The following is a 25,289-nucleotide window of genomic DNA, read 5'->3' as shown; positions in this document are numbered from 1 at the left end:
ACAGCTTAGCCATCGAACACACCAGAGAAAGCCTGTTCAGAGGAGGAGACTGCAACAGCCATATTGACGTCTTTGACAATTGTTCCTCCTGCATTTCTAAGATCGTTGGCCGCAGCAAGCGGCCCGGAAACGGGCGGCTGCATCGGCAGGACCGTTCCCGCATCAATGTCCGCCAGATAAAGCTGATCGTCTCCGGGCAGCCCAATTACCACAACTCTTGCCATATCTAACCCCCTTAGGTTTTTGGCGTTAAAAATTTAAAAACCAGCTTTTAACAGGCCCTCTCGGTAGAGTTCCTTCTGCCATTGTTCTTTCACCGGAAGTACGGACAGCCATTTGTCGAGGTCGAATTGCGGGTTGAGCTCTTGAGCCTTGCGGCGATGAGCGCGTGCCTTCGCAGTATCACCAGCCATAGCATAACTCGCCGCAAGCAATCTCCGGGCCGATGAGGAGTCGCCCATTCGGTCTATATAGCTGATCGCCTGATGAAACTCACCCAGGAAATAACTGGCGCCGGCCGCAATCCAGAAATAATCGTCGGGGCATATCGGATTTAGACGGATAGCGTTGCTAATCTTAGCCAACCCATCGGCAGGCTTCGACGCATGGACCAGAGCGTCGGCATACCCGCATATTGCGTCGGCAAGGTGTGGGCTCAATCCTTCCGCCCGATCGAATGCCTCCAGGCTCCCGTCGACATCGCCAAGGTAAAGCCTCGATAGCCCCAGCTCCCGGTGCGCCGATGCCAATTCCGGCTCCAATGCCACTGCTTTTCTTGCCGTTTCTTCCGCCTGAACCAGCAGCTCATTCTCCCCCCGCGCCGTCAAGACCCATTCCCAGGAGTAGGTGCGGGACAGACCGGCCAATGCCGGCGCGAAATCCCCGCGCATTCTCAGTGTTTCTCGAAAGGCATTTCTAGCCCGGCGCACGTCAGGGAGTGTGAACTTGTTGAGATGCTGGGCGCTTGAAAGATAGGACCTATAGACTTCCGGATGAGCACGGTAGTCAGCGAGCACAATTTCGGTGCGCTGGAGGTGGCCGCTAATTGCCATCACGATCATCTGTGCCACTTGCCTGCGATGTGAAGCAAGTGAGCTGGCCTTGAGGCGGAAGCGCTCCGCCCACAAAACGCTGTCCGAGGGGAGGAAGATCATCTGTACGAAGAGACCTTCGCCGCTGATGTTCGTGTCAAGGACGTAGGAGATGGAATGTCTCTCCAGTTGAGCCATCTTATCCGCATCCTGCCGAATACGGGCAGCCGTATAGGGAGCGACGACCGCTACTGTCCTCAAGGAACATAGACTTATCGTGATATCTTCCATCAACGCGCGGGCAGGATAAGAAGCGTTTTGCTCTGTCTCTTGGGGAGGAAGCAATACCAGCCGGGGTAGTTCTATGGGCATTGAGGGGACGACTGCAGGCCCCCTGGGCAACGTGAACTCGGTTCGACTGACCGATGGTCTAGAGGATCCAATTTGGTCATCACGACGATGCGCCACAAGCAGGACATCGCGAACAGCAGTATCGCCCGGATCGCGTTCAAGGAGTTGTTTTGCGCTCTCCTTGACGTCAGCCCATTCAGACCGGCTCCTCGCAGTGGCTTGTGCCTCGAAAAAACCCGCCCGAAAGCGTTCCCACTGGACCGAACGTTGTTTCTCGACCCATGGTTTTAGCCCGACGGGCAAGCTGGTCTCGTCCATAAACTGCCGCGTCATCAATTTTGACATCGCGTTCAATCGCGGTAGCGGTTCAAGATCACTGGAGAAGACGGAGAAATCCGCCTCAAGGGGCTCGGCGGATAGATATACGGTCGAAGCCGTGAAATCGAGTGGAGGAGACCAGCCATCCTTGGCGCATTTGCGCACGCGCTCTGTCATCTTTCGAAAGTTGATTTTCGCGGCGTCTTGATCGCCTGCCCAAAGCAGCCGCGCCAGATAATCTCGCGGCAGTTCAAATTCACCGCTGGCCAACATATATGCGAGCCCATACAGCGCCTTTTGTGGCAGTGGCACTGTCCCTCGTTCGTCGTCGGCAAGCCAAAGGCCCCCGAATGTCACAAGCCTAAGCACGGGAATGATCCGCTAACGCGTTGCGCCTGGATCCGCGATGTCGTGGTCCAGATCTGACGGGCGCCCCAGGGATTTGACCAACTGAACGATGTTTTGGCGCAGCTTGGCATTTGCCACCCTTTGGAATGCCAGATTGAGCTCCATCCCCTCACGGCTTGCCAGGAAGGAGGTCACCGCATCTTCCTCGTGCACAGGCTTGTTATCGGTCGTCGATGACGGGGTTGGCACATCGGTGAAGAAATAGCCAACAGGCACGCTCAGTATGGTTGCAATCTGCTGAAGACGGCTGGCGCCAACCCGATTGGTTCCCTTCTCGTATTTCTGCACCTGTTGGAAGGTGATCCCAAGACCATCGGCCAATTTTTCCTGGGACATTTTCAGCATGGCGCGCCTCAGTCGGATCCTTGATCCGACATGTATATCAATCGGGTTTGGTTTCTTGTGATCCATCACTGCGCTCTCCGTCACGACCATACAGTGATATAAACCGAGGCTTCGTGCAACTAGGGCCTGTTAACAAGTTCAGGTCGAGGCGCACATCCTCAACGGCGAGAATAGCTTTATTGCGAATTTTCCGGAGATTTACTCAGGCTTGCGGCCAAAAAAAACCGGCCCATACCAAAGCTTGTTGGGTCACTTGGGCTGCGGCACTTCGACGAGACAACGCTTGAGGATGAGTGGCAGGATGCCACCTGCGCGCAGGATCTCAACCTCGGCATTTGTTTCGACCGCGGCAGAAGCCTTGAAAATCATCGACGAGCCGCTGGTATGCCTGACGGCTACCGGTATATCACAGCGTGGAGACATCATGTCGGGATTGGCGTGGATGGTGAGGAAGTCGCCTGAACGGAGGCCGAGCATCTGCGGCTCCACGTCGGGTGGAAGCCGCAGTGGGAGGATGCCCATGCCAATCAGGTTCCAGCGGTGGATACGCTCGAAGCTTGACGCAAGGACGGCGCGAACGCCGATAAGCGCCACGCCCTTCGCCGCCCAGTCGCGGGACGAGCCCATTCCGTAGCGCGCTCCCGCCACAAGCACGACGGACTTTCCCTCGGCCTTGTAGCACTGTGCCGCACCCCAGAGCGGCAGGACTTTTCCCGATCCGGCATGGACAGTGGAGCCCGGCGCAATGCCTGTTGCCAGAAGATTGTTCACGGTCTTGTTGGTGAAGAGGCCGCGGATCATAACTTCCCAGTTTCCGCGCCGGGATGAAAAGACGTTGAGGTCGCCCGGGTTCTCACCGCGTTCGACGAGATACCGCCCCGCCTCACCCTTGGCCGGGATTGCACCGGCAGGCGAGATATGGTCGGTGGTGATGTCGTCGCCGAGAACGAGGATGGGATGCGCCTCATAGGTGCCGAGCCGGGTTCCATCGCCGAAGCTCGCGAAGGGCGGGGGCTGGATGTAGCTGGAGTTTTCATCCCAGGGAAACAGAGTAGTCGCCGGCGCGGGAAGCTCTTTCCAAGCCCTGCTCGCCTCGGCGGCATCATAGGCAGGCGAAAAGTCATTCACGTCGGACGCAGCCAGAAGAGTTGCGTCGATCTCGGAAGCGCCGGGCCAGAGCATCGACAGTGTCACCGGGGTTCCGTCTGCGGAAATGCCGATCGGATCGCGGAGAATGTCGAACTCGACGGTTCCGGCGAGCGCGAAGGCGACGACCATAGGCGGCGAGGCGAGGAAGGCCGCCTCCAACTGCGGATGTACCCGGCCCGGAAAGTTCCGGTTCCCGGACAGGACGGCGACCGGAACTATGCCGCGTTCGGCCATCGCTTCAGCTATAGGCTCGGTCAGAGGTCCGGAATTGCCAATACAGGTCGTGCAGCCATATCCAACGATGCCGAAACCAACGGCCTGCAGATCCCCGAGCAGGCGGGCGCGGGCGAGGTAACGCTCGGCGGTCGGGGATCCGGGGGCAAGCGAGGTCTTCACCCAATGCGGCGGGTGCAGGCCGTAGGCGCGCGCCTTTCGGGCGAGGAGACCGGCGGCCACGAGAAGCCGCGGGTCGGAAGTGTTCGTGCAGCTGGTGATCGCGGCGATCGCCACCGCGCCGTCATTGGGTGCGCCCTCGACTGCGAGATTCTCCGAAGATTTTTTCATTCCGCGAACGGCCGCGCGCGTCTCGCTGACTGCGATCCTGTCCTGGGGGCGTCGTGGGCCTGCAAGGCTCGGCTCGACGCTGCTGATGTCCAGATCGAGTATCGAGGTGTAGCAGGGATCGGCATCTGGATCGAACCAGATGCCCGCCCGTTTCGCATAACATTCGACGAATCGAGCGTGGCTTTCACTGCGGCCGGTTTTCAACAGGTAGTCGATCGACCGGCAGTCGATCGGGAAATAGCCGCTGTTAGCACCGAATTCCGGCGCCATATTGGCCACGACCGCCCGGTCGCCGGCCGTCAGATTCGAGACGCCCGGTCCGTAGAACTCGACGAACTTGTCCTGCAGGTCGATCCGGCGCAGAAGATGCGTCACCACGAGCGCGAGATCGGTGGCGAGAACCCCTTCCTTCAACATTCCCGTCAGGCGGACGCCGACAACGTCGGGTACGCGCAACGTCACCGGCATGCCGAAAAGGACACTCTCCGCCTCCAAACCGCCCACTCCCCAGGCCAGCACGCCGATCCCGTTTATCATCGGCGTGTGGCTGTCGGTTCCAATCAGGGTGTCCGGTATCGCCCAAAGTCGGCCGTCCTGCAGGTGCTGCGTCGCGACCGTCGCCAGGCGTTCGAGATTGAGCGTATGCATGATACCGGTGCCTGGCGGATGGACCCGAAAGCCGGAGAGCGTATTCGTTGCCCATTTCATGAAGCTGTAGCGCTCGGCATTGCGCTCGTATTCCCGCCGCATATTGTGCTCGATGGCGGTCGGAGTTCCAAAAGCGTCGACCGCGACCGAGTGGTCGGTGGAGACGTCGACCGGCACGACGAGATTGAGCAGTGCCGGATCGCCGCCGGCTTCCGCCAACGCGGAGCGCATGCCGGCAATGTCGACCAGCGCAGGGCCGCAGGTCGTATCGTGCATCAGGACGCGGTTTGGCAGGAAGGGGATTTCGACGTCGCTCCGGCCCCTCTGAAGCCAGTCGATCATCGCGGCCTTGGCCCGCGGCGCATCGTCGGCGGCCGTTCTCAGGATATTTTCCAGCAGGATCCGGTGGATATAGGGCATGCGCGCGAGATCGTCGCCAGCCACGGCGGGCAGGTCGATCAGGTCGTAACTTACGCCATCGATATCAATTTTCGTGCGCATGTGTTCGGCACTGCCTTCTGTCGTCCGCGCTACAGCGTCTTCAATCCGGCGGCAATCGTTGAGAACAGCGTGTCGATTTCCGTCTCCGAAATGACCAAGGGAGGGGAGAGGACGATCGTGTTTGCCACCGGGCGTATCAATACGCCGCGCTCGAAGCAATAATCGTAGACCGCTTTGGCCATCGCCTTGCCGCTCGCGACGTCGTCGCCGAGTTCGATGCCGGCAAGCAGGCCGAGATTGCGGATATCCGCCACGCCGGAGAGGCCCTTGAGTGCATGGGCACGCTCCTGCCAGACCGGTTCGACCGCTGCCGCGTGCTCGAACATGCCTTCGGTCATGTAGACATCCAGTGCCGCAAGCGCCGCCGCCGATGCCAGCGGATGGCCGGAATAGGTATAGCCGTGGGAGAATTCCACGGTCCCTTGCGGCGCGATCTCCATCAGCATCTCGTAGATATTGTTCGAACTGATCACACCGCCCATGGGAACTGCACCGTTCGTCATGCCCTTGGCGATGGCAATGAGGTCGGGTGTGATGCCGAAACGGTCCGCCGCGAATGGCCGCCCAAGGCGGCCGAAACCGGTCACCACCTCGTCGAAAATCAGCAGAATGCCGTGGCGCGTGCAGATTTCTCTCAGTCGTTGGAGATAACCGACCGGCGGGATCAGCACCCCCGTCGAGCCGGCGACCGGTTCGACGATGACCGCCGCGACCGTCGACGGATCGTAGGTCTGCAACATTTGATCAAGCGCGTCGGCGATCTCCGCGCCGTGGCTCGGCTGGCCGCGGCTGAAGGCGTTGCGGGCAAGGTCGTGGGTATGCGGCATGTGGGCGGCGCCCGGCAGAAGCATGCCGAACTGTTTCTTATGCGGTCCCATGCCGGCTGCGGAAAGTCCGCCAAAACCGACCCCGTGATACCCGCGCTGGCGGCCAATGATCCGCTGCCTTTGCCCCTGGCCGCGAGCATGGTGGTAGGCAAGCGCAAGCTTGAGCGCGGTATCGGTCGCTTCCGACCCGGAATTGGTGAAGAAGACGTGGTCCAGGCCTTCGGGGGCAATGGATGTCAGCCGGTTGGCATATTCGAAGGCGAGCGGATGGCCGAGCCCGAATGACGACGCGAAATCGAGCTGCGCAGCCTGTTTTTGGATCGCCTCGACGATCTTCGGATGCCCATGCCCGGCATTCACGCACCAGAGGCCGGCGATCCCGTCCAGGAGCCGGTGGCCGTCGCTCATGTGGTAATACATGCCCGACGCGCCGGTGATGATTTGCGGCTTCTTCTTGAAATCCCGGTTGACCGTGAACGGCATCCAGAAGGATTCGAGCGAATTGGCATTGAGCTGTTGCATGGGGATGGCTTTCGTTCGTGTCTCGAGGAGACTCGTCTCTTGAGGTTATCTGCGATCGCGGCGCCGATGGCCCGCGTGTTTGCCGAGTCGAATCTCGTCTCGTCACGCCGCTATGCCGAGGGTCGGTGTCGCCTCGAGCAGGGCCTGCGTATAGGCGTGTTGCGGGTGATCCAAGATCCGGCTGACGCTGCCTTCCTCGACGATCAGACCCTGTTGCATGACGATGATCCGGTCGGCAACGCGGGAAACGGCGCCGAGATCGTGTGAAATGAACAGGCAGGCGAAGCCGTGGTTTTCTTGCAGTTTGCGGAAGAGATCGAGAACCTGCTTCTGGATTGTCATGTCCAGCGCCGAAACCGGCTCGTCGGCGACGACGAAAGCGGGATTGCGGATCACCGCCCGGGCGATCGCAACGCGCTGCCTTTGCCCACCGGACAAAGCATGCGGGTAACGGTCGCCAAGTCCGGCAAGACCCACCTCGTCGAGCATGGCGCTTACCCGTTCCGCCTTCTCGGCCCGGCCGAGCTTCGGGCCGTGCGCCAGGGGTTCGCCGATAATATCGACAATCTTCTGGCGGGGATCGAGGGAGGAATAAGGGTCTTGGAAGACGAGCTGGCATTGCAGACGGTAGTCGCGGAGTGCGGAGCGGTCGGCAGATGCCATCGGGCGCCCGCGGAAGAATACGTCTCCTCCAGAAAGCGGCAGCAGGCCGAGCATCGCCCGTCCGAGCGTCGTCTTGCCCGAGCCTGAGCCGCCGACCACGGCAACGACTTCGCCGGGGCGTACACCGAGCGACACGCCGCGCACGGCGAGTTTCTTTTCCGCCGTGCTGAACATGTTGCCGGCGCCGGAGAACGTCACTTCGACATTACGGGCCTCGATCAGCGGCGCGGCGTCGGCTGGCGGCTTGCGGCCATGATCGCGCTTCGGCAACGCGTCTATCAGGGTGCGGGTATATTGTTCCTTCGGATGGTGAAGCACGTCTTCCACCGGTCCCGTCTCGATCAGCCTGCCGCGTTCGAGAACGATGACCTTCTTCGCATATTGCGCGACGAGGCCGAGATTGTGGGTGATAAGCAGAACGGCAGTACCGAAGGTGCGGGTAAGGTCCACCATTACTTCCAAAACCTCGCGCTGGGTCAGCGTATCGAGCGCGGTGGTCGGCTCGTCGGCGATCAGCAGCTTCGGCCGCAGAAGCATGACGGAAGCGAGCATGATGCGCTGGCGCATGCCGCCCGAGAACTGGTGAGGGAAGGCGGCAAGGCAGGCTTCGGGGTTCGGGATCTTCACCCGTTCCAGCATTTCAGTTGCCCGCGCTAGGGCAGCTTCGGTGCCGAGCTTCTCATGCAGCCGCAGTCCTTCAACGAGCTGTGCGCCGATCGTCATCGCCGGGTTGAGCGATACCATCGGTTCCTGAAAGACCATGCCGATCTTCGCGCCGCGAACCTGGCGCACTTCAGAACTCGACATCTTCAGGACGTCGCGGCCTTCAAACAGGATTTCACCGGCAACCGGGCTGATCGCCTTGGGGAGAAGGCGCATGGCGGCACGCGCTGCGACCGTCTTGCCGCTGCCGCTCTCGCCGACCAGCGCGACGATACCGCCGGCTTCGACATCGAAAGAGACGTCGTGCAGGACCGGATGGCCGTTGGATGTCGTAACGCGGAGATTGCGGACGCTCAGCAGCGGACGGGAAGTTTCGGTAGTCATCACCGTTGCTCCATTCTCGGATCGAAGCGGTCGCGCAAGGCATCGCCCAGCAGATTGATGCCGAGAAGCGTCAGCGAGATGCAGATGCCGGGGGCAAGCCCAAGCCAAGGGGCCTTCTCGATATAGGTACGCGCCGCCGACAGCATGTTGCCCCAGGTGGGCGCCGGTGGTGGAACACCGAGCCCGAGGAAGCTCAGGCCGCTTTCCGCCAGCACCACCCAGCCGAACATGGAGGTGGCCAGCACCACGATCGGCGCCGTGCAGTTCGGCAGGATATGGCGGAACATGGTAGTAAGTTCGGAATTGCCGATAACGCGTGAGGCCTCGACATATTCACGCTCTCTGGTCGACAGCACGCTCGCGCGGACGATGCGCAGCACCGACGGGGCATAGGCGATGCCGAGCGCCAGGATGATGCCGTATTTGTTCGGGCCGGAAATCACCATCAGGCCGAGGGCCAGCAAGGTGCCGGGGAAGGCGAGAAGCGCGTCGCTGAAGACCATCAGGATGCGGTCCACCAGGCCACGCGTGTAACCGGCGATCAGTCCGGTGATCGTGCCGACGGTGATTGCGAAGGCGACGGTCAGGATGGCGACCGTCATGCTCTGCACCGCGCCGGTCATCAGGCGGGAGACGACGTCGCGGCCGAATTCGTCGGTGCCGAGCCAGAATTGCGCCGACGGTGGCTTCAGCTTGGCGATCAGCTTGATCGCCGCCGGATCGTAAGGTGTCCAGAACAGGGCTAGCAGCGCCATGCCGCCGATGAAAATCAACAGAAGAGAGCCGATGATGAGATTTGCCGGTTGCCTGATCATGAGGCGGTGATCCGCGGATCGAACAACGGATAGCACAGATCGACGATCAGATTGACGATCACGTAGATCAAGGCCGTGAACAGAAGACATCCCTGTACCACTGGATAGTCGCGAGCGAAGATCGCATCGACGAGAAGGCGCCCCAGGCCGGGCAAGGTGAAGACGGTTTCCAGCACCGCAATGCCGCCGAGTAGCCCGCCGAGCACCAGCCCGATCATCGTCCAGGTCGGAGCGAAGGCATTCGGCAGCACGTGGCGCAGCAGGACCTTGCGTTCGGAAAGGCCTTTCGCGCGGGCATGCATGACATATTCCAGCCGCAGGATTTCGATGGCGCTGGCGCGCATCATGCGGGTCAGCACGCCAACCTCGATCAGCATCAGCGTCACCACTGGCAGGATCACATAGGTGATGGCGGTCCAGGGCTTTTCGGTGAACGGCACATAACCGACGACCGGCAGCCATCCGAGCTTCAGACCGAAGACCAGCAAAAGCACGAGGCCGAGCCAGAAACTCGGAACCGACATCAGCAGCGTCGATGCGGCGACGATGGCGATATCGACATGCTCGTTCTGCCGCCATGCCGCGAAAAGCCCGGCCGGAACAGCCATCAGCGTCGCGAGGGCGACGGCGACCAGCACGATGGTGGCGCTGACCTGGAAACGGTCGAGCATCAGCGGCAGCACGGACGCACCATTGGAGATCGAATGGCCAAGGTCGCCCCGGAGGACATTGCCAAGCCAGTAGAGGAACTGGACCGGCACTGGCTGGTCGAGGCCCAGATTGGCGCGCAGGTTGGCCAGTTCTTCCGGGCCGGCGCTATCACCGAGGATCAGCTGGGCGGGATCGCCAGGGATCATCCGCACCAGGAAGAACACCATCACGGCCACGATCAAGAGCGTCGGAAGCGTCCATAACAGACGCTTCGCGACATATTTGGAAAGGGCATGCATGAGCTACTTTCCTTGCGCGAAAGAAACGCCCCACATGCGCGGATAACCGACCGGCCAGGTCTTGTAACCTTCGACATTGGCACGCACCGCACCGATGCGGGTGCCGGAATAAAGCGGGATCAGCGGCACATCGGCGCGGATCATGCCTTCCAGCTTGTCGAATAGTGCCTGGCGCTGCTTGTCATCGCTGATGGTCGTGCTTTCGTTGATCAGCTTCAGGCCTTCCGGATTGTCCCAGACCTTGTTCGGGCTCTTATCCTTGTTGCCGCTGACCATGTCGAAGGAAAGCGAGGGATCGAGGCGGGCGGAATAGGTGAACGACATGGCCGAATAGTTGCCGGCCGTATAGCGATCGAGCAGCGTTGCCCAATCGAGCGTTTCGATCTCGATATTGATTCCGGCTTCCTGCGCCATGGCCTGGACGAGTACGGCGGCATCGAAGAGCGACGGATAGAATTTCGTCGCAAGCCACTTGATCGGCTGGCCCTTGTATCCGGCTTCTGCCAGCAGTTTCTTGGCCTCCTCAAGATTGCGAGTCGGGACTACCTTTTGCAGCTTGCCGGAATAGGGGCTTGGTACAGGAATGACCGAAAGGTTGGCCGGTGACTGGCCATTCGTCAGTGCTTCGGAGATCTGCGGGATATCGAGCGAGAGCAGCAGCGCCTTGCGGATTCGGACGTCCTTCAGCAGCGGATCGCGGGTCTGGAAGAGGAGGCCGGTCAGGCCCATGCTGGCGACCTTGTCCACCTTCAGCTTATCGCTGGCGGAAAACTCCTCGACATCGGCATTGTTGACGTCGCTGATGACATCGACATCGCCAGAATAAAGCCCGGCCTTGGCCGCCGCATCATCCGGAATGACCATGAAACGCACGGCCGCAACCTTCGGCGTCTTGTCGCCGACATAACCGGTGCGTTCGCCGCCGGGGGAGACGTAGTTCGGGTTGGCGACGAGCTGGACATATTGTCCGCTGCGCCATTCCTGCAGCATGAAGGGACCGGTGCCGACTGGCTTCACCCACTTGCCCTGCGCATCGAGCGAACTCTTCTGATAGATGCCGGTACTGCCGCAATCGGTGCGCGCGAGGGTGGCGAGGAAGAGAGCGGTCGGCTTCTCCAGCGTGAAGACAACAGTCGAGGCATCCGGTGCCGCCACATTGGTGACGTTCGCGACGCTCGATCCCGTGACGTCCTTGAGGCATCTCCATGCGGTCTTCGGATCGACATAACGTTGCCAAGAGGCCAACACATCGGCGGAAGTCAGCGGTTCGCCATTGCTGAATTTTAACCCGTCGCGCAATTTGAACGTATAGGTCTTGCCATCGGCGGAGACGTCGACCGATTTTGCCAGCAACGGCGCGATCGATGCGTCGTCCTTGTATCCGACGAGGCCCTCGACCATGTGCAGCACAATGGCGTCGCTATTGGCGTCGCGGTTGACGCCCGGATCGGTCGAGCGGATGTCGGCATTGATGCGCACCCGCATCGTCTTGTCCTGTGCCATCGCCGTGCCTGCGGTGGCGGCCAGCAGCGCCACTACCGCCGCGGTCTTCAAGAGGTTATGATATTTCATTGGAGGCTCCCGTCTCGTTCCCTTATTGGTCTTGGTTAGGCCGCGTGCGTGTGTGCCTTGCGGGGCTCTTCGACGGGCCGGATTTTCATGTCGAGGCTGTAATTCCAGAAATGCGCTCCCAGCGCCGGCAGCAATGCCACTTCCATGCGTCCTTCGCTTGGAACCATGACGATCATCGCGACCGTTGCGGACTGGTTGTTGGAAAGCGACTTGCGCGGCGGCCGGCAGACTGACCACGGGCTTTCGAACGTGTCGGACAGCGCGGCCTTTACGGTGTCGACCGTGACCTTGCCGATATGCGGCTCGATCAACTGGCGGACGCGGAGGTCGCGGTAAAGCGAGTCCGGCATGTTGAGGACACCCTTGTCGAGCAGCTTCGACAGCGCGACCGGGCTCTGGAAGTGGTTGGCATGCACCAGCATGCCGTTTTGCGGATGGACGAGGAAGGTCTCGTCCGGCGCGCATTCGAAATCGATCGCGACGCCATGTGCGTGGCCGATCATCATGTTGTTGGAGGCTGATTTGCGGGTACCGTAGACGGCCTGCATCGACATTGCCAGATGATCCTGTTCCAGAACTTTGCGGCGGATGATGGCGAGCGGCACGCCGAGTTCGCGGTAGTCCCGATCGGTTTCGAGATAGTTGCCGCTGATGGAGATGCCGGCGGCATTGAAGCCGGTGCGCGCGAGGCCGCCGGCTTCCGTGAATGTGATGATATCCGGCCCGTCCTCCCGGTTGATCTTCAGCACGACCGCAGTCTCGGCGCATTCTGCCTTCCAGTCCCAGTTCTGGGCGTGGATGAAGACCTCGTCACGGCTGGCCTGCGGCATGACGAAGACGCCCGTGCAGCCGTCAGACTGTATGAAGTCCGCCTGCCCCTTTTCCCTGCGGCGCGCGAGCTTGAGAATTTCGGTGCGAGCGTTGAGCAGGAGGATCGCTGCGAGATCGGTATTCACCGCCTTGGCGATGCCGCGCATTTCCTCGATATACTGGCTGCCGTAATTCTCGACCGCGCCGGCGAAACGATCGATCATCGCGGCAAGGTCACTGTCCTTCAGGCCCGAGGAATGCAGCTGAAGCTTGTAATGTTCGATGCCTCTGAGAATACGTTCCGCGGCCTGCTCGCCATATTGTTGACCCCGTTCGAACGGGGTACCAGAAACTTCGATGAGCGGGCAGGGAAGAGGTAAGGTCATGACGGCTTGTTCCAGATGCTGAATGGTGGCGCGGACAAACCGGGATTGCCTTCGCCAAAAAAGTATTTCATAAAACAAAAACCAAAACTGACAGGAAGGCAAGCGGAAAATGTCGGATGCGAGCACGCCTCTTCAGCAGGACCTGATGCGCCGCATCATCGACGTCATCCATGACGACCATCTCCAGCCTGGCGCGCGGCTGCGTCAGAACCAGCTTGCCGACCGGCTCAGCGTTTCACGCACGCCGGTGCGCATCGCACTGGAAATGCTGGCGGAAGAAGGCTTCGTGCAGCATGAGCCCAACCGGGGCATGATGCTGGCTTCGATCCCGCCGCGCGTTGAAAAACTTGAGACGCTATCTGGCGACGAAGATCTGCTGATCGCAATTGCTAGGCTACGCCGCGAAGGAGCGTTGCCCGAACAATTCGCGGAACTCGAGCTGATGCGGCTCACCGGCCGGGAGCGAACGCCGGTGCGCCAGGCGCTGATCAAGCTCGAGGGCCTAGGCGTCATTGAGCGCCGGCAGGGCTATGGCTGGCAGTTCTTCGATCCCGTCCGCGATTCCCGCGCCCGAGAGGAGAGCTATGATTTTCGGCAGTTGATCGAATGCGCGGCGATCCTTTCGCCTGAATTCTCGCTTTCAGCGGACTGGATGAAGTCGATGCGATCAAGGCACGAAGCGATTATGACGGCACCTTGGACCGACACATCGAGCGTCACGCTTTTTGAGATGAATGCGGAGTTTCACCTGGGTATCAGTGCGGCCTCCGGGAATCGATACATCAAAGAAGCAATGCATCGCCAGAACCAGCTCCGGCGCCTCTCGAACTACAACTGGCAGCACGGCTCCGCCCGCGTGGCTGTAACCTGTCGCGAGCATCTGGAGATCCTCGACCGGCTGGAGCGTGGCGAGAATGAAATCGCGGCAGCCCTGATGCGTAGACACCTGATGGGCGCACGAGAGACATCCAAGTAAGATAATGAATTTTGTGTGATAAAAATCATCAACCGGTTCGCTTGCCGCCGCCAAACAGGGCCACCCGCCTAGCAGCAAGCTTTCAGCCCATGGTGACAGAATGCCGAAACTTCTTCAAAGCGGCAGGCTATGAGGCCGAATAGATGCGACATGCTAATGGTACATCGTTTTCCTTGGAGTGGAGGGAAGCACAGCGGGCCAGATTTTACATGGGAGCGCCACGACGACTGAATAGCCCCCAGCCTGAGCGTTCTCCATTTATGAGTAGCGTGGCAAAGCCTTGCCTTCCCCTTTTTGAGGGTTAAAACGTTATTGCTGCAACAACCGAGAGCGTGAGCATGGCGCGAAAACTGTCATCGCGGGAACAGCGGCTTGTTCGCCTTGGCAGAGCGCTTGGCGGGATGCTTCACAAGGCCGAAGAATCGCTCGATGCGGCGGCTCGAGAAGGCAAGATCCACCCCACGGATCTGCGGTGCATTTCCTTCCTCGGCAGTGCGGATGCACCCGTAAGCCCGAAGGAGATCATCGCATATCTCGGCATCACATCGGCCACTGGGACGGCACTCCTGGATCGTCTGCAGCGATTTGGGTACGTAACGCGAAGCGAAAATCCGGGGGATCGCCGAAGCGTTCTGATCTCTCTGGATCGGAAAGCCGCAGCGCAGCCTATCCAGTTGCTGGAGGAGCTCAGGGCGCAATATGCCAAGGTGACGGAGAGGTATTCGGAGGAGCAACTGGACGTCATCGTCGATTACCTCGAACGCGTCGCCCGCATCGGTACGACTGCGAAACCCTGATCCCCTCAGAAGCCCCCGGCTCCGGGAGGGGATAAGCGGAATGACCCAGGTCTGCGTGAGGCTCGGAAATCATTTCGGTTTAAGCCAATACGCATCCATCACGGCGGCATAGGCGACGCTTTCGACCTCGTGAGCGAGGCCAAACATAACGTCCGCATTCTGCTTGCACTGCTGCGTGAGTGTGGGTGGCGAGGTCACTGTCGTTGACTGGTCCTTGACCGTGGCGATCACGAGTTGAGCGTCGCTCTGGGCAAAATATTGCTGGTGCATGAGCGCCGGCCTTTCCCGGATCCGAACGAATCAGCTGCGCCGAATATGCCGGTTATCGGGACCGATCGAGGCGTTTTGCGACCGGCCCTGCAGATGGAAGACCAGTTGTTATCGCGCCAAAGCCAAGGCCTCGGTCCGCATGTTCCACAGGTCATCGTCGTCGCTGGCAGTTACGACTGTGCCGGCCTCGACAAGTGTTTTGATCTCGGCATCCGAGTGACCGGCTTCTCGGAGCAGCGGCACGGTGTGTTCTCCGAGCAGGGGCGGCGGGGCAACCAGGCCTTCGGTCGCCAAGGAAGCGGCAACCGGAAAATCCGGCGCCTCGAAAGTGAAGGACGAGAACGGTATGCTGCTGTATTTGGCGGGCGTCCGGGCCTGTTTCGCGTCGAGGACCTTGTCGGCCGAAAGGACCTCGGTGAATCCGACGCCCGCCGCAGCCAGCGATCCCGTCCATTCCTCGAATGAGAAACGCTTGACGTTTTGGGTGACGATGTCCTCGACCACCGCCCTGTGCTTGCGTCTCTGGCGAAGCGTCGCAAGCTCGGGATCGACCTCGAGCACCGCCGCCCGGCAGAATTTTCGCCAGTGATCATCGGTGAGCATGACCAGATAGATCCACCGTCCATCCGCCGTCTCGTAGGCGCCGTAGCCCGGCATGCTGAATTCCGGAGAGGGCTCCTGTTCCGCCTTGCCGGTGATCTGAGACTTGAGCTGGACACCGACGAGTTCTCTTGCGGCGATGTGCAGGCCGGTCTCGTAAAGGCCGAGCTCGATATTGCGCCTCTCCCTTGATGCATCGGGATCGAGCAGGGCGGACAGCACGCCGATCACCGCATAGCAACCGGCAAACTGGTCGTGGTACGAAGGGCCGAGCCTCGACGGTTTCCCGTTGGTGCGATTTGCGAACATCACGCCGGTCGCGGCCTCCGCAATTGGATTGGACGCGATCTCTTCAGAGAGTGGCCCGGGTCCGTAGCCCTTGATGTGGCAGAAGACGATGCGAGGATTGATCGCCTCGCATTCCTCGAAAGTGACCTTCATCTTACGGGCAGCGCTGGGCGAAAGGTTGTGTACGAGCATGTCGGCCTTTGCCACAAGGGAGCGGAAAATCCGGGCGCCATCCTCGGATTGCAGATTGAGGCAAATGCTTTTCTTGCCGCGATTGTAAGCGATGTAGGTGCCGCTGGGGCCGCCGCGGACAAGCCTGCGGGTCGTTTCGCCGCCTGGTGGCTCGATCTTTATGATCTCCGCACCGAGCTGACCAAGGATGTGGGTCGCGAAAGGAGCAGCGATCATGCTCCCCAGTTCCAGCACCGTCTTGTTCGCAAGCACTCCCACAGCGTTCTCCTTTGCGTTCGTTTCGATGATAATAATGCATTTTATATCATGCGCAATGGTCGACGCTGACGGAGATAGTTCATTCTCGCCTTTAATATCATAAATATATGGTTATTAAACATTATTTACGGATTGATTTTCGTATTGCGCACTCAATATGCGGCCATATTATCTCGACCATCAAGTAATTGCTGCACTGCATAATGCATTTTATGTTGACCGGGTGCAGTTGTTATTTTACGGTCCGGCCTTGAAATGATGGTTGGTCAAGTTCGATGGGAGGTCGATATGTTGCCAGGTATCGCAGGAACGCTCGGGATAGCTGTGAGCGCGCTCGTGCTGACGTTGGGGAGCGTAGGCACAGCCGCCGCTCAGCAAAAGGGAATTGACACGGAAAAGAAAGTGGTCACGGTCGGCGCCTTTACGCCCGTGACCGGGCCGGTTCCTTTCTACTCGGTGCTGACCCATGCCGCAGATGCTTACTTCAAGCATCTGAACGAGACCGGCGGCATCAAGGGATGGAAGGTCAACTATATTACCTATGATGACGGTTATGATCCCGCACGCAGCGTTGCCGTAAGCCGCAAGCTCGTCGAGGACGACGGAGCATTCGCGCTCGCAGCACCCGTCGGCACGGCCACCAATGTTGCGGCCATTCCCTATGCCAAGGAAAAGAAGGTTCCGATGATTGGGCCGATCGGAGGCGCCAGCGCCTTCTTCGTCGAGCCTAACGTTTTCCCGCTGCTGCCCGACTACGGGTGGTCCGCCGCGTCGAACGTCGATTATGCCGTCAAGGATCTGGGGCTGAAGAAAATCGCCTTGCTCTGGGAAAACGACGAGCTGGGAAAATCCGCCAAGCGCGGCTTCGATCTCTACATGAAGGAGCTCGGCATCGAGCCGGCTGAATCCGTGCCCTTCGACGTCAAGACAACCAGCTTCAGCCCGCACATTCGCCGTGTCGCGAATTCCGGTGCGGAGGCCGTCATTCTCTTCGGTTCAAACGCCAATCTTGCGGCCGCTCTCAAGGCGGCGGACTTGCAGGGGCTGAAAGTGAAATGGTTCGCGCCGTTCTTCACGGCCGACCCTTCCACCGTCAAGCTCGCGGGCGACCTTCTGGATGGCACCTATTTCTCGTCCTGGCTGCTGCCGGTCAGCAGCGAGGAGCCGGGCGTCAAGGCTTACCGTGAGGCGGTGACGAAATATTATCCCGGCGATCCGGTGGGTGTTTTCGGTCTCAATGGCTGGAGCAACGCAGCGTTGTTTGCAAAGGGCTTCGAAGCATTGTTGGATAGCGGCAAGCCGCTGACCGGTGAAAGCCTGATCGCGGCCCTGGATAATTTGAACAACGCCTCCGTGGGAGGAGCGCAGGGCGTGTCGTTCAAGCCTGGAGACCACCGCGGTACGCGCAAGGAAGGCATCATTCAGGCGAAAGGCGGTAAGTTCGAACTCGTGCGCGACTTCAAGCCCTATCCGGTCGCCGTCTTTGACGCGCCTGCCCAGTAAGCTCCTCGACGAGAAAATCTCCCGCCCTCCTGGGGGCGGGGGGCGATATCATGAATGGAGGAGCCAATGATAAACATCCCGATCAGTTCGCCTGCACGGCTCGATGGCCGTGTCGCCCTCGTCACCGGTGCCGCAGGCGGTATAGGCAAGGCCACCGCCCAGGCGCTGGCCGAGGCAGGGGCAACTGTCATCGCGACGGATATCGCGGAACAGGCAGATTTCTATCACGCATCCATTGAATACCGCCGATATGACGTAACGTCCTCGGACGAAACCAAGACCGTGATCGCCGACCTCATCCGGCGCCATCGGCAACTCGACATCCTCGTCCTTTGCGCTGGCACGATCACGCATCGCCCGTTGACGGAATCGACGGATGAGGAATGGCGCGCGATGCTCGACGTCAACCTCATGGGCGTCGTCAATCCAGTCCGTGAAGCATTCCCGCTGATGGCGGAGAGCGGCGGCGGAAAGATCGTTGCGTTGGGCTCTATTGCGGCCAAGATCGGCGGTGTCGCTTCCGGCCCCGCCTATGTCGCGGCCAAATCCGCCGTGCATGGATTGATGAAATGGGTGGCCAAGGCCGGTGCGGCGCAGGGCGTTTATGCCAGCGTCATCGCGCCCGGCCCGGTCGAAACCCCGATGTGGAACAAGGTGACACAGCGCGCCGCACCGTCGGCAAACGGCAACGTGCCGCTTGGCCGTTATGGCCAGCCGGAAGACATCGCCCAGGCAATCTTATTCCTTTGCTCGCCTGCATCGAACTGGATCACCGGAACGGTCCTCGATGTGAACGGCGGAATGTTGATGGATTGAAGCAATGACCAGCAATTCTACCATCGGATTTATCGGGCTCGGCGTCATGGGTGGCCCTATGTGTCGCAACATGGCGCTCAAGCACGCCGGACGCGTGATCGCCTTCGACATGAACGAGCAGGCTTTCGAAATCCTGGTCGACACCAAAGCGGAACGTCAGGCATCCGTCGCCTCGCTGGCCGGCGACGCTGATTTCATCTTCATGTCTCTGCCGGGCGGGCCGCAGGTGGAGGCCGTGACCAGCGAGGTGGCGAAACATGCCAGGTCCGGTTCTACGATCGTCGATCTGTCGACCACGCCGGTGGCGCTTGCCCGCAAGATCGCAGCGGATCTGCAGCCGCAGGGACTGCATTTCGCCGACGCTCCCGTCGCCCGTACCCGCGAAGCGGCGCAGCGCGGCGAACTCAGCATCATGGTCGGCGCATCCGAAGGCGTGTTCGCCAGTATCAAGCCGATCCTGGACTATGTAGCGACCGACATCACCCATGGCGGCGAGGTCGGCACGGGGCAAGTGCTGAAGCTGGTCAACAACATGCTGGTATTCGAGCATGTCGTAACGCTTGCCGAGATGATGGTGCTCGGCGAGCGGGCAGGGGTGGCGCCGGAGACCTTGCTCGATGCCGTCTCGAAAGGATCGGGCGACAGCTTCGTGCTGCGAAACCATGGCCGCAAGGCAATGCTGCCGCGTGAGTTTCCCGAACGGTCGTTTCCGCCGGAATATGTGCTGAAGGATATCGACTACGTGTTTCAACTGGCGGCGGAAACCGGCGTTACGATCAAGGCTGCCGAAACCGTCAGGCGCTATTACGAGGCCGCTGTCGAGAGGGGCCTGGGCGGGCGCTATTTTCCGGGCGTGATCCGCCTGGTCGAGGACGGTACGATGTCGGAGGTTTCGGCATGAACTCCGTACCCGACCTTCTGCTCGATTTATTTCCGCTGATCTGGTCGGGCGTCGTCACCGGCTGCCTCTATGCGCTCGGCGCACTCGGGCTGGTGATGATCTTCAAGAGTTCGCGCGTGGTGAATTTCTCGCACGGAAACGTCGCGGGGCTGGCGGCATTCCTGATCTATGGTTTTTCCAGCGGTGTTCTGCTCAGCCTATCCTGGGGAGTGGCGGTGCTGCTGGCGGTCGTCGCGGTCGTGGCGGTCGCGTTCCTCAGCTATGCGATCATCGCGCCGATCATGGCGGAATCGGATCTGACGGCGACGATCACCACCCTCGGCATCGGCCTGATCGCGCAGGGCGTTACCTTGCTGGTATTCGGCGCCGATATCGTGCCTCTCGATCTTCCCTTGCCGCGCTTCAGCGCCACGACCCTGGGGCTGCGTATCACCGGCTACGATCTCACGGTTCTGACGGTTGCAGTCGTCACGATCGTCGGCCTTTTCCTCATCATCGACTATTCGAAACTGGGCGTTGCCTTTCGGGCTATCTCGGCAAATCCCGTTGCGGCCGAAATCTGTGGCCTCAACCTGCGTTCAGTCCATCTGTTCGCATGGATCGTTTCCGCCGTCCTCGGTGTCGTCGGGGCATTGCTGATCGTGCCGACCACGTTCCTCAGCGCAACGACGGTTGCAACCTTCATGCTGCAGGCCTTCGCGGCGGCCGTGCTGGGTGGTTTCGCCAGCCTGCCCGGCGCACTGGTTGGCGGCATTCTCATTGGCATCCTGATGAACCTGTTCACCTTCTACGTATCGCCGGAATTCACCAACACATTCCTGCTGATCGTCATTCTGACGGCTCTGAACATTTTCCCGAACGGCATCTTTGCAAAGGCAGGAGGCAACCGTGTCTGACAGCATTATCGCCCTGGACGGCGAACGTGCCAACATGGCCGGACTTCGAGCACTTGCGACGGGTGCCGCCGCGAATGTCGTCGTGATCGCGGCGCTCGTTCTGCTGCCGCTCTTCGTCACAGGCTCGTGGAGCTACGCGCTCGGACTGTGCTTTGCCAACAGTATCGGCGTTCTTTCGGTCAGCGCTCTGGTCCGTTATGGCGGAGAGGTCTCGATCGGGCATAGCTTCTTCGCGGCCATCGGTGCCTATTCGGTGGCGATCATCGAGGCGCGGCTTGGTTTGCCGCTTTTGGTTTCACTGCCTGTGGCGGTTATCGCCGGCGTCCTGTTCGGCATCCTGTTTGCCTGGCCATCCCGCCGGATTTCGGGGATCTATCTTGCCGTGTCGACGATGGCGCTGGCGCTGGCCCTGCCGGAAATCATCATCAGCGGCGATCGGTGGACAGGCGGGTTTGAGGGACTGTATGTCTCCAAGCCCGTCATTCCCGGCATCGCGATCGAGTTGCAACGCTATTACGTGCCGCTCGCGGCACTTGCCGCAGTCGTCTACGTGCTCAGCCGGTTGAGGCAGTCGCGCCAGGGCCGCGCCCTCCTGCTGGCCCGCTCCCATCCGGCGGCGGCGGACGCCTTCGGCACGCGCAGGTCCTGGGCACGCGTCAGCATCATGGGCATCAGCGGCGGCATTGCTGCGGTGTCGGGCGCCATGCTGGCCTTTGCCAGCTCGGCAGTGTCGCCGACGGGATATACGTTCTGGTCGTCGGTCTTTTTGCTGGTCGGTTCCGTCGTCAGCTTTTATGGGCTGAGCCTGACCCGGGCACTGATCGGCGGAGCTTTTCTGACGCTCGCCCCGCAACTCCTGTCCGGCTCGGGAGCCTGGATCCCGGTCTTCTACGGCCTCGCGCTGATCGCTGTCGTCCTTTCCGGACATTTTGCGCCGAAGCTGGCGGCGATGGCCACACAACGCCGGGGGAAACGATGATGGACCAGAGGACGAGGGCCCTCAGGGGCGAGAATATCGCGCTTTCGTTCGGTGGGATCAAAGTTCTGCGCGGCCTCTCCGTCGAATTCTGCGCCGGCGAGGTCACGGGCCTCATCGGCCCCAACGGTGCGGGCAAGACCAGCCTGTTCAACTGCCTGACCGGTGCCTATCAGCCTCAGGGCGGTTCGATCACATTCGACGGCCGCCCGCTCGATGGCCTGTCGCCCGCATCCCGAGCGTCCCGCGGTGTAGTGCGCAGCTTTCAAACGGTCGCGCTGTGCCCTGATCTCACGGTGGTTGAAAACGTGATGATGGGTCTCGCCCGAAACTACCATGCCGGTTGGCTGGATGCTCTCCTGCCGCTGTCGCGCGGGCGCCGCGAGACCGGGGAGATGCAGAATGCGGCAGTCGAGGCGCTGGCAAGCCTCGGTCTCGCCGATGCGAGGGATCTTTTTCCGCAGCAATTGCCGCCCGGCATGCAGAGGCTGGTGGAAATCGCCCGCGCTATCGTCGGCAAGCCGTCCGTCCTTCTCCTGGACGAGCCGGCTGCGGGTCTGAACAATGCCGAAACGCGCGATCTCACCCAGACGCTGCGCAGGATCGCCTCACCGGATCTGGTGATGGTCATCGTCGAGCACGATATGGATCTCGTCATGTCGCTCTGCGACCGGATCTACGTGATCAATTTCGGCGAAGTCGTCACGTGCGGCCCGCCCGAGGCGGTACGCCGTAATGAGAACGTGGTTTCGATCTATCTGGGGAGCGACGATGACTAACCTGTTGTCCGTCAAAAACCTGTCGGTATTCTATGGAGCGTCCGCACAGGCCGTCGAGAATGTCAGCTTCGACGTGGAGCCCGGAAAGGTCACCGCGCTGCTTGGTGCAAATGGCGCCGGCAAGTCATCGATCATGAAGGCGGTGGCTGGGCTGATTTCCGCCAAAGGTGACATCGTCTACGACGGGTTGTCGATCGGCGAGCTGCCCATCCGGGAGCGGGTCAGGCGCGGCATCGTCTATGTGCCTGAGAGGCGCGAGATCGTCGGTGAACTCAGCGTCCGCGAGAACCTTGTCCTCGGCGGCTATCAAGTGTCGACGGGCGAGCGTCGCAGGCGGATGGACACCGTGCTCGAATTGTTTCCCGAAATTGCCAATAAAGTGGATGGAGGTGCCTGGCGGCTTAGCGGCGGTGAGCAGCAGATGCTCGCGATCGGTCGCGGCCTGATGTCGGGGCCGAGGCTCCTGCTCCTGGATGAACCTTCGCTCGGGCTGGCGCCGCTTCTGATCAGAAGGGTATTCGAAAGGCTCGCGGCGATCCGTGGCGAAGGCGATCTGGCCATCGTGCTGGTCGAACAGAACCTCCGAATGACGATGCGCCTTTGCGACGATCTCCACTTCCTGCGAAGCGGACGGATCGTGGGCCGTCGCAGAGCCGAGGAGTTGAAGGACGAAGCCGCCCGCCAGCAGGCGATCGACGCCTATCTGGGAGCGTCGGAGACGGAGGTCGTAACGGAACATGCCTGACAAGACGATCATGACCGAAGGCCATACCCTTTGGGAAATCTATGCGATCCGCTACGGCAACAACCCGCGTCGCACGCGGGGAGAAAATTTCATTCTCGAAAAACGCCCCGCAGACCCCATGCCGATGGACTTCTATTGCTGGGTGCTGAAGGCCCAAGGCAAGCTGATCGTCGTTGACACGGGCATGGATCCCGAAAAGGCTTCGAGGCATGGGCACGATATCCTCTGCACTCCAGTCGAGGCCTGGAAAGCGCTGGAGATCGATCCGGCGTCGGTGGACACGGTCATCCTGACGCATGCGCATTACGATCATCTGGGGCATCTCGATGCTTTGGAAAACGCTCATTTCCTGATGCAGGCGGAGGAAATGAGTTACGTCACTGGTCCCTGGATGCAACGACCCTGGTTTCGACGCGCCTATGAGCCGGATGAACTCGCCCGCCTCGTGCATCTGCTGCATGCCGGCCGGCTCACCCTGCACGGCCGTGATCATGAGATTGCCGACGGTGTTTCCGTGCACTGGGTCGGCGGCCATTGCGCCGGTCAGGAGGTTGTGCGCGTGAAAACAGCGCGCGGCTGGGTGGTGCTGGCGTCGGATGCGCTGCACTATTATGAGGAATACGAGCGGGGAATTCCGTTCTCCGTCGCATTCAACCTTTCCGACATGATTGCCGGCCACGAACGTATCCGCGAGCTTGCCGACAGCGATGATCATGTCCTACCGGCCCACGATCCGCGGATCGTGCAGATCTACCCAGCCGCCAGCGAGCCATTGAAGGAGAAGGTGCTGCGGGTCGATCTTCCGCCTGCCGCCGGGGGCAATACCGGATGATGGAACATTGCATTGTGCACCATCTTCGCGGTAAGTCCGAAATGGTCATCGGACATGAAAGGCTTACGCGTGAAGCATCGGACGAAAGAAGAGTTTGTCGCGGACTTCCTTCGGGAGGGAATTATCTCTGGGCGTTTCCCGCGTGGTTCCAAGCTGAAGCAGGCGGAGCTGGCCCAGATGATCGGAACCAGCATCACGCCGGTTCGCGAAGCGATCAAACTTTTGGAAGCCGAAGGCTTCGTGCTGGGAGACTCTCATCGTGGCGCGGTGGTTGCGCCATTCGACATGGGCGCCACCGAGGAGATCGTGGACCTGCGTGTCACGCTGGAATCGAAACTGGCGCTCGCTGCCTTGAAGCACCTGACCTCGCAGAACGTGGAGGAACTCCGGGAACTTCAGCAGCAGATCGAACAAGCCGCCGTCAATGGAGATCGCGAAGCGGTTCGGCTGATCAACTACCGTTTCCACGAAGCGATCTATATGGCGTCGGGCTTGCCGCAGACCCTGCAATTTGTCCGCATTCTATGGGCTCGCTACCCGTTCGACCTGATCAACAAGCTCGACAACCGCATCGAACGAGCTTCGGCCGAGCATCGGGAAATGCTCAGCGCCATTATCGTCCGCGACGAAGCCGCAATGCTCTCCGCGCTGCGGGTCCACATCCGTGCCGGATGGGACGAGTTCAAGGCCAATTACGCCAGCTGACAAGGCAGGCAGGTGCCTCCTGGATGGCTTTTCGTCGCGGTTCCATTCCGACCACGATACCAGCCAAGGAGCCCTTCCATGCCTTCTGATACGATCCTGCTCGTCATGGACATGATCAACGACCTCGTACATCCCGACGGCGCGGGCGCGAAGACCTATGTGGTGAAATGCGGCGAGCGCAATGTCTACGAGAACACCAGGCTCGCGATCCGTAAAGCGCGCGAGGCAGGCACCATGGTCGGATATGTGCGGGTCGGCTTCTCGCCCGATTACCGCGAATGCCCGCCGAATTCCCCTGTGTTTTCGCGTGCCAGAGACAATGGCCTCTTCAAGCTGGGCGGCTGGGGAACCGAGGTTTTCGAAGATTTTGCGCCGCAGCCAGGCGATGCGGACATCATCAAGCATCGCGTCAGTCCCTTTTACGGCACGGCCCTGCTTCCTCTCCTCAGCGCAAAGGGAATCAGGCGACTTGTGCTGAGCGGCGTTTCGACCAACGGCGTCGTTCAGGCCGCGGCGCGTGAAGGTCATGACCGCGACTTCGAATGCGTCGTTCTAGAAGACTGCTGCGCCGGAGCGACTGACGAGGAACATGAATACGCACTTGCGGGCCTGCGCCGGTTTGCCGGGATTGCAACCTCTTCCTCGGTATCGTTGTAGGCGGCACTTCAGAATATAATGCATTATAATGTGGTCATGGCAGTTTTATTCGCTTCCAGATGCTGCTGACAAAGACCTGTTATCGCTCAATTTTTGAACGAATTACATTTTCACATCGGCGGCGCATTGACGACTATAATATAAAATGCATTATGCATCAAAACGCAGCGCGGATCGCTGTGGTTCGATGA

At 60.3% G+C, this 25,289-nt stretch carries 24 protein-coding genes; 12 read left to right on the top strand and 12 right to left on the bottom strand.

What is annotated here, in order from left to right; genetic code table 11:
* Window positions 1-5: 5 nt before the first annotated feature.
* The 10 genes from PMI07_RS34045 to PMI07_RS13880 form a co-directional block, all read right to left on the bottom strand.
* The gene (locus tag PMI07_RS34045) at window positions 6-224 is read right to left on the bottom strand and encodes a hypothetical protein (protein ID WP_007767919.1); all 219 of its coding nucleotides are present in this window, start codon (window positions 222-224) and stop codon (window positions 6-8) included.
* Between the two features lie 33 nt (window positions 225-257).
* A complete protein-coding gene (locus tag PMI07_RS13920) occupies window positions 258-2,012 on the bottom strand; it encodes a peptide antibiotic resistance protein (RefSeq protein WP_155956458.1) in 1,755 nt (584 codons plus the stop codon).
* Between the two features lie 69 nt (window positions 2,013-2,081).
* Entirely contained in the window at window positions 2,082-2,519 is a 438-nt protein-coding gene (locus PMI07_RS13915) for a helix-turn-helix transcriptional regulator (protein ID WP_155956457.1), read from the bottom strand.
* A 183-nt stretch (window positions 2,520-2,702) separates the two neighbouring features.
* Window positions 2,703-5,315, bottom strand: coding sequence for an aconitate hydratase AcnA (acnA, locus tag PMI07_RS13910; RefSeq protein WP_007767916.1), 2,613 nt, complete (start codon window positions 5,313-5,315; stop codon window positions 2,703-2,705).
* A 29-nt stretch (window positions 5,316-5,344) separates the two neighbouring features.
* Window positions 5,345-6,664 (bottom strand): aminotransferase class III-fold pyridoxal phosphate-dependent enzyme, encoded by a 1,320-nt coding sequence (locus PMI07_RS13905; protein ID WP_007767914.1) that lies wholly within the window; start codon window positions 6,662-6,664, stop codon window positions 5,345-5,347.
* 102 nt (window positions 6,665-6,766) lie between these two features.
* A complete protein-coding gene (locus PMI07_RS13900) occupies window positions 6,767-8,374 on the bottom strand; it encodes an ABC transporter ATP-binding protein (RefSeq protein ID WP_007767913.1) in 1,608 nt (535 codons plus the stop codon).
* Complete coding sequence (locus tag PMI07_RS13895) at window positions 8,374-9,189, bottom strand: ABC transporter permease (RefSeq protein WP_007767912.1); 816 nt, start codon at window positions 9,187-9,189, stop codon at window positions 8,374-8,376. Before PMI07_RS13895 ends, PMI07_RS13900 begins: the two co-directional genes overlap by 1 nt.
* Complete coding sequence (locus PMI07_RS13890) at window positions 9,186-10,139, bottom strand: ABC transporter permease (protein ID WP_024163800.1); 954 nt, start codon at window positions 10,137-10,139, stop codon at window positions 9,186-9,188. The genes PMI07_RS13895 and PMI07_RS13890 overlap by 4 nt, the downstream gene beginning before the upstream one ends.
* A 3-nt stretch (window positions 10,140-10,142) precedes the next feature.
* Window positions 10,143-11,711, bottom strand: a complete 1,569-nt coding sequence (locus PMI07_RS13885) for an ABC transporter substrate-binding protein (RefSeq protein ID WP_024163799.1) — start codon at window positions 11,709-11,711, stop codon at window positions 10,143-10,145.
* Between the two features lie 35 nt (window positions 11,712-11,746).
* Window positions 11,747-12,907, bottom strand: coding sequence for a C45 family peptidase (locus PMI07_RS13880; RefSeq protein WP_007752302.1), 1,161 nt, complete (start codon window positions 12,905-12,907; stop codon window positions 11,747-11,749).
* Between the two features lie 109 nt (window positions 12,908-13,016).
* Here PMI07_RS13880 and PMI07_RS13875 point away from each other — a divergent pair, with 109 nt between their 5' ends.
* Together PMI07_RS13875 and PMI07_RS13870 are read left to right on the top strand one after the other, a co-directional pair.
* Complete coding sequence (locus PMI07_RS13875; RefSeq protein WP_007752300.1) at window positions 13,017-13,883, top strand: GntR family transcriptional regulator; 867 nt, start codon at window positions 13,017-13,019, stop codon at window positions 13,881-13,883.
* A gap of 338 nt (window positions 13,884-14,221) precedes the next feature.
* A complete protein-coding gene (locus tag PMI07_RS13870) occupies window positions 14,222-14,680 on the top strand; it encodes a MarR family transcriptional regulator (protein WP_007752297.1) in 459 nt (152 codons plus the stop codon).
* Between the two features lie 69 nt (window positions 14,681-14,749).
* Here the strand turns inward: PMI07_RS13870 and PMI07_RS13865 are convergent, their stop codons facing one another.
* Both PMI07_RS13865 and PMI07_RS13860 read right to left on the bottom strand, forming a co-directional pair.
* Entirely contained in the window at window positions 14,750-14,950 is a 201-nt protein-coding gene (locus PMI07_RS13865) for a hypothetical protein (RefSeq protein ID WP_007752288.1), read from the bottom strand.
* A 108-nt stretch (window positions 14,951-15,058) separates the two neighbouring features.
* Window positions 15,059-16,288: a CoA transferase gene (locus tag PMI07_RS13860; RefSeq protein WP_007752285.1), complete on the bottom strand. Its 1,230-nt coding sequence runs from the start codon at window positions 16,286-16,288 to the stop codon at window positions 15,059-15,061.
* Between the two features lie 288 nt (window positions 16,289-16,576).
* On the opposite strand from PMI07_RS13860, the gene PMI07_RS13855 reads away from it, so the two are divergent.
* The 10 genes from PMI07_RS13855 (at window position 16,577) to PMI07_RS13810 (ending at window position 25,098) form a co-directional block, all read left to right on the top strand.
* Window positions 16,577-17,791: an ABC transporter substrate-binding protein gene (locus PMI07_RS13855; RefSeq protein WP_007752281.1), complete on the top strand. Its 1,215-nt coding sequence runs from the start codon at window positions 16,577-16,579 to the stop codon at window positions 17,789-17,791.
* A gap of 66 nt (window positions 17,792-17,857) precedes the next feature.
* Window positions 17,858-18,607, top strand: coding sequence for an SDR family NAD(P)-dependent oxidoreductase (locus PMI07_RS13850; protein WP_007752278.1), 750 nt, complete (start codon window positions 17,858-17,860; stop codon window positions 18,605-18,607).
* A gap of 4 nt (window positions 18,608-18,611) precedes the next feature.
* The gene (locus tag PMI07_RS13845; RefSeq protein WP_007752275.1) at window positions 18,612-19,508 is read left to right on the top strand and encodes an NAD(P)-dependent oxidoreductase; all 897 of its coding nucleotides are present in this window, start codon (window positions 18,612-18,614) and stop codon (window positions 19,506-19,508) included.
* The gene (locus PMI07_RS13840; protein ID WP_007752272.1) at window positions 19,505-20,404 is read left to right on the top strand and encodes a branched-chain amino acid ABC transporter permease; all 900 of its coding nucleotides are present in this window, start codon (window positions 19,505-19,507) and stop codon (window positions 20,402-20,404) included. Before PMI07_RS13845 ends, PMI07_RS13840 begins: the two co-directional genes overlap by 4 nt.
* Entirely contained in the window at window positions 20,397-21,383 is a 987-nt protein-coding gene (locus tag PMI07_RS13835) for a branched-chain amino acid ABC transporter permease (RefSeq protein WP_007752270.1), read from the top strand. Before PMI07_RS13840 ends, PMI07_RS13835 begins: the two co-directional genes overlap by 8 nt.
* Window positions 21,383-22,159: an ABC transporter ATP-binding protein gene (locus PMI07_RS13830; RefSeq protein ID WP_007752269.1), complete on the top strand. Its 777-nt coding sequence runs from the start codon at window positions 21,383-21,385 to the stop codon at window positions 22,157-22,159. The genes PMI07_RS13835 and PMI07_RS13830 overlap by 1 nt, the downstream gene beginning before the upstream one ends.
* Window positions 22,152-22,904 carry an ABC transporter ATP-binding protein gene (locus PMI07_RS13825; protein WP_007752267.1) on the top strand — a complete coding sequence of 251 codons (753 nt, stop codon included), beginning with the start codon at window positions 22,152-22,154 and terminating at the stop codon, window positions 22,902-22,904. Before PMI07_RS13830 ends, PMI07_RS13825 begins: the two co-directional genes overlap by 8 nt.
* Window positions 22,897-23,736 carry an N-acyl homoserine lactonase family protein gene (locus PMI07_RS13820; protein WP_007752266.1) on the top strand — a complete coding sequence of 280 codons (840 nt, stop codon included), beginning with the start codon at window positions 22,897-22,899 and terminating at the stop codon, window positions 23,734-23,736. The genes PMI07_RS13825 and PMI07_RS13820 overlap by 8 nt, the downstream gene beginning before the upstream one ends.
* A 12-nt stretch (window positions 23,737-23,748) precedes the next feature.
* The gene (locus tag PMI07_RS13815; RefSeq protein WP_245277136.1) at window positions 23,749-24,441 is read left to right on the top strand and encodes a GntR family transcriptional regulator; all 693 of its coding nucleotides are present in this window, start codon (window positions 23,749-23,751) and stop codon (window positions 24,439-24,441) included.
* A 78-nt stretch (window positions 24,442-24,519) separates the two neighbouring features.
* Window positions 24,520-25,098: a cysteine hydrolase gene (locus PMI07_RS13810; RefSeq protein ID WP_007752258.1), complete on the top strand. Its 579-nt coding sequence runs from the start codon at window positions 24,520-24,522 to the stop codon at window positions 25,096-25,098.
* Window positions 25,099-25,289 lie beyond the last annotated feature (191 nt).

Origin of the sequence: Rhizobium sp. CF080 (genome assembly GCF_000282095.2) — a bacterium.
Taxonomy (GTDB): domain Bacteria; phylum Pseudomonadota; class Alphaproteobacteria; order Rhizobiales; family Rhizobiaceae; genus Neorhizobium.
This window is presented reverse-complemented; position numbering and strand designations above follow the sequence as displayed.

Bases quoted from the DNA above. Each gene is read 5' to 3' on its own strand.
- PMI07_RS13905 (WP_007767914.1), bottom strand. From the start codon at position 6,664: ATGCAACAGCTCAATGCCAATTCGCTCGAATCCTTCTGGATGCCGTTC.
- PMI07_RS13880 (WP_007752302.1), bottom strand. From the start codon at position 12,907: ATGACCTTACCTCTTCCCTGCCCGCTCATCGAAGTTTCTGGTACCCCG.
- PMI07_RS13840 (WP_007752272.1), top strand. From the start codon at position 19,505: ATGAACTCCGTACCCGACCTTCTGCTCGATTTATTTCCGCTGATCTGG.
- PMI07_RS13875 (WP_007752300.1), top strand. From the start codon at position 13,017: ATGTCGGATGCGAGCACGCCTCTTCAGCAGGACCTGATGCGCCGCATC.
- PMI07_RS13865 (WP_007752288.1), bottom strand. From the start codon at position 14,950: ATGCACCAGCAATATTTTGCCCAGAGCGACGCTCAACTCGTGATCGCC.
- PMI07_RS13915 (WP_155956457.1), bottom strand. From the start codon at position 2,519: ATGGATCACAAGAAACCAAACCCGATTGATATACATGTCGGATCAAGG.
- PMI07_RS13825 (WP_007752267.1), top strand. From the start codon at position 22,152: ATGACTAACCTGTTGTCCGTCAAAAACCTGTCGGTATTCTATGGAGCG.
- PMI07_RS13830 (WP_007752269.1), top strand. From the start codon at position 21,383: ATGGACCAGAGGACGAGGGCCCTCAGGGGCGAGAATATCGCGCTTTCG.
- PMI07_RS13890 (WP_024163800.1), bottom strand. From the start codon at position 10,139: ATGCATGCCCTTTCCAAATATGTCGCGAAGCGTCTGTTATGGACGCTT.
- acnA (WP_007767916.1), bottom strand. From the start codon at position 5,315: ATGCGCACGAAAATTGATATCGATGGCGTAAGTTACGACCTGATCGAC.
- PMI07_RS13850 (WP_007752278.1), top strand. From the start codon at position 17,858: ATGATAAACATCCCGATCAGTTCGCCTGCACGGCTCGATGGCCGTGTC.
- PMI07_RS13885 (WP_024163799.1), bottom strand. From the start codon at position 11,711: ATGAAATATCATAACCTCTTGAAGACCGCGGCGGTAGTGGCGCTGCTG.
- PMI07_RS13820 (WP_007752266.1), top strand. From the start codon at position 22,897: ATGCCTGACAAGACGATCATGACCGAAGGCCATACCCTTTGGGAAATC.
- PMI07_RS13870 (WP_007752297.1), top strand. From the start codon at position 14,222: ATGGCGCGAAAACTGTCATCGCGGGAACAGCGGCTTGTTCGCCTTGGC.
- PMI07_RS13855 (WP_007752281.1), top strand. From the start codon at position 16,577: ATGTTGCCAGGTATCGCAGGAACGCTCGGGATAGCTGTGAGCGCGCTC.
- PMI07_RS13895 (WP_007767912.1), bottom strand. From the start codon at position 9,189: ATGATCAGGCAACCGGCAAATCTCATCATCGGCTCTCTTCTGTTGATT.
- PMI07_RS13845 (WP_007752275.1), top strand. From the start codon at position 18,612: ATGACCAGCAATTCTACCATCGGATTTATCGGGCTCGGCGTCATGGGT.
- PMI07_RS34045 (WP_007767919.1), bottom strand. From the start codon at position 224: ATGGCAAGAGTTGTGGTAATTGGGCTGCCCGGAGACGATCAGCTTTAT.
- PMI07_RS13810 (WP_007752258.1), top strand. From the start codon at position 24,520: ATGCCTTCTGATACGATCCTGCTCGTCATGGACATGATCAACGACCTC.
- PMI07_RS13900 (WP_007767913.1), bottom strand. From the start codon at position 8,374: ATGACTACCGAAACTTCCCGTCCGCTGCTGAGCGTCCGCAATCTCCGC.